This window comes from Pseudomonas sp. (genome assembly GCF_026224925.1).
In the GTDB taxonomy this organism is placed as follows: Bacteria; Pseudomonadota; Gammaproteobacteria; order Pseudomonadales; family Pseudomonadaceae; genus Aquipseudomonas.
In genome coordinates, this window is the sequence record NZ_JAMFRV010000079.1 from 1 (window position 1) to 3,229 (window position 3,229).

3 protein-coding genes are annotated in these 3,229 nt (G+C 56.8%); 2 read left to right on the forward strand and 1 reads right to left on the reverse strand.

The features are described from left to right. Positions 1–38: 38 nt before the first annotated feature. Positions 39–674 (reverse strand): TetR/AcrR family transcriptional regulator, encoded by a 636-nt coding sequence (locus M0974_RS03425; RefSeq protein WP_297832815.1) that lies wholly within the window; start codon positions 672–674, stop codon positions 39–41. A gap of 242 nt (positions 675–916) precedes the next feature. Here M0974_RS03425 and M0974_RS03430 point away from each other — a divergent pair, with 242 nt between their 5' ends. Both M0974_RS03430 and M0974_RS03435 read left to right on the forward strand, forming a co-directional pair. Continuing rightward, positions 917–2,194 (forward strand): cytochrome P450, encoded by a 1,278-nt coding sequence (locus M0974_RS03430; RefSeq protein WP_297832819.1) that lies wholly within the window; start codon positions 917–919, stop codon positions 2,192–2,194. Positions 2,195–2,242: 48 nt separating this feature from the next. Continuing rightward, positions 2,243–3,229 (forward strand): hypothetical protein (locus M0974_RS03435; RefSeq protein WP_297832822.1); only part of this gene is annotated, 987 nt, incomplete at its 3' end.

The following is a 3,229-nucleotide window of genomic DNA, read 5'->3' on the forward strand; positions in this document are numbered from 1 at the left end:
CCCACAGGAGTTCGGCCGATGCATAGATATTGCTCGTTTTATAACGCCGCAACACTCGCCACGATGAAGTTAGCCGAATACTCGCGCCAGGTAGACATGCCTTCTGCCGAGTCAGTCTCCAGGCCAGTCAAGGCTGACATGGAATAACGATTGGTAAACCAACCGGTGGTGACCAGCGCTGCCGTCGCCAGAAACAAGCGTGCATTCACGCCGTGTTTGAACGCGCCACTGGCCGCGCCGTGCTGCAGGATCTGCTCGAACTTCTCCACCAGCTTAGGCGCCAGTTCCAGAAAGTGATTGCGCGGCGTCTGATGCCCGTCGTGGTAACGGATTCCTTCCAGCGCGAGTGCCCCCAATAGTGGGTCATAACGGTATTGATCAAAAAAATGATTGAGCACATGGCGCAAGGCATCAGGCGCGGACATGCCCTCAACATCCAGCGCCACCAACTCGGACATGATGGTGTCCGATGCCTCGTCCAGCACGGCCACGAACAAGCCTTCCTTGGAGCCGTAATAGTGATAAACCAACTGCTTGGTAACACCAGCATCCTGAGCAATGTCCTCGACGCGCGCCCCTGCCAGACCCTTGCCGGAAAACTCCCGACGCGCCGCAGCCAGTATGCGTTTCAGGGTGTTGAGTTTACCGGCCTCGGGAGGCTCCAAACCTTTCAAGTTACTTCTCCTTTTATTGTTTTGCAGCCGTCGCGAGTCGTCGCTTCGGTCTGTCATTCGGGCTTGCAAACACACTGCCGTCCAATGGCCGAAGAAGCAACATTTGTTGCGGATTTTCAGCGGCTGGCGAGCAATCGTTTGACCCTGAGTACAACGAATTCAGCACGCGATGAGGGAGCATCTGGATACCATCGACACCACATGCGTCGCCCTTAAAACAAGAACAATCCAAGGAAATTACCATGAGCAGCGACAGTACCGCCCTGAACCTTGAATCCGCCTACTCGGCCGTGTCCGACATGTACCAGGGCGCGGATCTGGACATCCATGCGCTGTGCCGGGAGATGCGTCACAACACACCGGTTTTCGAAGGCGATTTCGTCGCGCAGTTTGGCGTACCGACTAACGCCGGTATGCAAGCCGGCACCCGTCCGACCTTTGCGCTGTTCAAGTATCAGGACGTGATGGCAGTACTTCGCGATGGCACCAGTTTTACCAGCGGTTTCATCGCCGAAGGATTGGGCGCGTTTTTCGACGGCCTGATCATTCTCGCCATGGACGGCGAGCAGCACCGCAAAGTACGGGCATTGCTGCAGCCAGCGTTCATGCCAGAAACCGTGAACAAGTGGCGTGGCAAGATCGATCGAGTGATTCGCGAAGACTTCCTGATTCCGATGATCGCTGACAAACAGGCCGACCTGATGGACTTCGGACTGAATTTCCCCATCCGCGAAATGTACGCGCTCATGGGCTTTCCCGAAGACGATCCGCAAACCTATCGTCAATACGCGGCTTGGGCCTTGGCGATGGTTGGCGGCAATCAAATTGATCCGCTAAAGGCTCCAGAAGCACGGCGTCTGGCGGGCGTTGCGGTTAAAGCGCTGTATGACGAAATCCTCAAGGTGGTAATTCAGCGACGTGCCGATGGCAGCGAAGGCGACGATTTGATTGGCCGCCTGCTGCGCGCTGAACACGAAGGCCGGCAGCTCGACGATCACGAAGTCACTACCTTTGTCCGTTCGCTGCTGCCGGCGGCGGGCGAAACCACCTCACGGACCTTCAGCTCAGTGTTGCTGCTGTTACTCACCACCCCGGGCCTATTGGATCGGGTGCGCAATGATCGGGCGCTGATCGCCAAACTCATCGACGAAACCGTGCGTTTCGAACCGGTGGCCACGTTCAAGGTTCGTGAAGCGGCCAAGGACGTCGAGATCGGCGGCGTGAAGATTCCTAAGGGGGCGTTCGTGCAATGCATGGTGGTTTCGGCCAACCGCGACGAAGACGCCTTCGATAACCCGGATCAATTCGACATTGATCGCAAGCCCAAACCCTCGTTCGGCTTTGGCTTCGGTCCGCACATGTGCATCGGTCAGTTCGTCGCCAAGGTCGAACTCAACTGCGCGATCAACGCGATTCTCGACTTGTTTCCCAACGTGCGGCTGGACCCTTCGAAACCGACGCCGACCATCAGTGGCGCGCAATTGCGTGGCGCGTCGAAGTTGCCGGTGATCTGGGACTGATTGCCCGACTGCGTTGTTTTCATTCCATTCAATAACAAGAGAGCATTCATGAAAACTTTCAAGACGATCCCCGAACGTGGCGACTTTGGCTTTCAGCAACTGGTCGGCCCACACAAGGTCAGCGGCCCGGCGATGGCGGGCGAGCGCGGTTATTTTGGCCTGCAACTGAGCAAGAGCGCGCCGTTCGGCTCGGTGCGGGATGAAGAGGGCAATATTTACTCGTTCGTACGTTCGATCATGGCACCCACCGGCACGCCGAACCCAACCAAGTTTTTCTACATGTCCACTTTGGTGGATGGCAAGCATTTGCGCATGGACCAGGCGCGAATCGCTACCCAAGCACTGACACCGATGCCGACGCAGCGACTTGATGGTGACACCGTGACCTGGACCAGCCAGCCAGGTGAAGAAGGCAATGCCTGGAAAATCACTGCCTCAAGCGAGCGCATCACCTGGAAAGAAGAGGGCTTGTTCAGCCTCGAAGGGCGCCTGCTCGCACCAGGATTGCAGTGGTACCTGCCGGGTGTGGAGTGGGGTACGTTTTATGTCTCCCAAGTGTGGGACATCGCTGGCATCTGCGACGGCAAACCGGTGAAAGGCGCCATGGCCCTCGACCAGTTCTACATGGCTGAAGGCGGTGCGATTCACTTCAAGAAAGACTTGGTGGTGAACAACAACAAACACGTGATCTGGTGGACCTTTGCCACGGTCTATAAGGACGGTAGCTGGGACACCGGCTCGTTCATGGTCGGTCATGATCATTTGGGCTATGCAATCTTTGCTAACGACAAGGGTGAAGTGCGGGTCACCACCGACATTGAGGGTCAGGTCAAACACAAAGAGGGCAGCTATTTCGTCGATACCGCGAAGATCGTGCTCGATGGCAATGAAGAGTGGGAATTTCTGCCGGACCCTAAAGGCGAGATGATCGACTTCGTTGGTGGTTTTCCGATCACCGCCCAGCAAGAAGGTCGCTGGCGCAAAGTGGGCGACACCCGTGAACCGGATCGCTGGCTGGCCTGGGGTGAATCAGAC

Bases quoted from the DNA above. Each gene is read 5' to 3' on its own strand.
- M0974_RS03430 (WP_297832819.1), top strand. From the start codon at position 917: ATGAGCAGCGACAGTACCGCCCTGAACCTTGAATCCGCCTACTCGGCC.